At 69.9% G+C, this 1,438-nt stretch carries 2 protein-coding genes; one reads left to right on the top strand and one right to left on the bottom strand.

What is annotated here, in order from left to right:
- On the bottom strand, positions 1–646 hold a 646-nt coding region (locus J7E91_RS11125), incomplete at its 3' end, for a histidine phosphatase family protein (RefSeq protein ID WP_214901463.1).
- Positions 647–705: 59 nt separating this feature from the next.
- On the opposite strand from J7E91_RS11125, the gene J7E91_RS11120 reads away from it, so the two are divergent.
- The coding region (locus tag J7E91_RS11120) for a magnesium and cobalt transport protein CorA (protein WP_214901461.1) at positions 706–1,438 on the top strand (733 nt) is incomplete at its 3' end.

Raw genomic sequence — 1,438 nt, 5'->3', positions numbered from 1 at the left:
CATTGCCGTTCTCACGCGGCGCCAGCGAGGCGAGGTCCCCGGTGTCGCCGAGCCGCACAAGGAAGGGGCGCAGGGCGGTGTACCGGATGACCGTCAGGGAACACGGGTCCACGTGAATCCGCTGGAAGAGATCGAGATGAAGGCCGAGTGCGTCCGCCACGACGGACTTGATGATGTCGCCGTGAGAACACATGAGATAGACCGCGTCCTCGCCGTGCTCGGCGTCGATGCGCGCGTTCCAGTCGCGTACGGCGTCGACCGCGCGCGCCTGCATGGCCCGCATCGACTCCCCGCCCGGGAACGTCACCGAGGAGGGGTGCTGCTGTACGGCGGCCATCAGCGGCTCGTCGGAGAGTTCGGCGAGCTTGCGGCCCGACCAGTCGCCGTAGTGGCACTCCCCTATCCGCTCGTCGGTGTGCGACGGGAGGCCGGGCCGCGCTTCGAGCAGCGGCTGAAGGGTCTCCCGGCAGCGTTCGAGGGGGCTGGTGACGGCTGCGGCGAGCGGCACACCGGCCAGCCTGCCGGGCAGCGCGGCCGCCTGGGCGGCGCCGCGCTCGTCGAGCGTGACACCTGGCGTCCAGCCGGCGAGCAGCCCGGCGGTGTTGGCGGTGGAGCGTCCGTGGCGTACGAGGATCAGCGTGGCCATGGCCGCCAGCCTAGGCGGAAGACGGCTCCGGGGTGTGCCAGGGCCCGTACTGGGGGAGAATGCGCGCCGTGATCGTCGACTGTGCCATCTACCGGGAAGGGTGCCGCTCCGAGGGCCCTTCCGACTTCTCGGACGCCCTCTCGGAGGCGCGGGCAACCGGTGACGCCTTCTTGTGGATCGGTCTGCACGAGCCCAACGAGAAGGAATTCGATCTCGTGAGCAGCGAGTTCGGCCTGCACCCGCTGGCCGTCGAGGACGCTCTGCGCGCCCATCAGCGGCCCAAGCTGGAGGTGTACGACGACTCGCTCTTCGCGGTGCTGAAGCCGGTGATCTACGAACCGGAGAGCGACACCGTGACGACGGGCGAGCTGATGGTCTTCGTGGGCGACTCGTTCGTGGTGACGGTGCGCCACGGCGAGGGCGCCCCGCTGGCGGCCGTACGCCACCGCCTGGAAGCCGAGCCGGAGGTGCTGCGGCACGGTCCGACCGCCGTCCTGTACGCGGTGAGCGACGCCGTCGTCGACCACTACATAGAGGTCGGCGCGGAGCTCCAGACCGACCTGGAGGAGCTGGAGGCGGAGGTCTTCGCACCGTTCGGCCGCGACTCCAAAAACACCGCCGCCCGGATCTACACGTTCAAGCGGCAGGTGCTCGAATTCCGCCGTGCGACGGGGCCGCTAGCCCAGCCGATGCTGCGGCTGTCGAGCCCTGGTCTGCCGTTCGTCGACGAGCACGCGCAGCCGTTCTTCCGGGACGTCAGTGACCACCTCACGCGCGCGAACGAGCAGGTGG

Source organism: Streptomyces sp. ISL-99 (assembly GCF_018614005.1).
Classification (GTDB): domain Bacteria; phylum Actinomycetota; class Actinomycetes; order Streptomycetales; family Streptomycetaceae; genus Streptomyces; species Streptomyces flavidovirens.
Note: the sequence above shows the minus strand (reverse complement) of the source record. Positions and strands in the feature narration are given on the sequence as shown.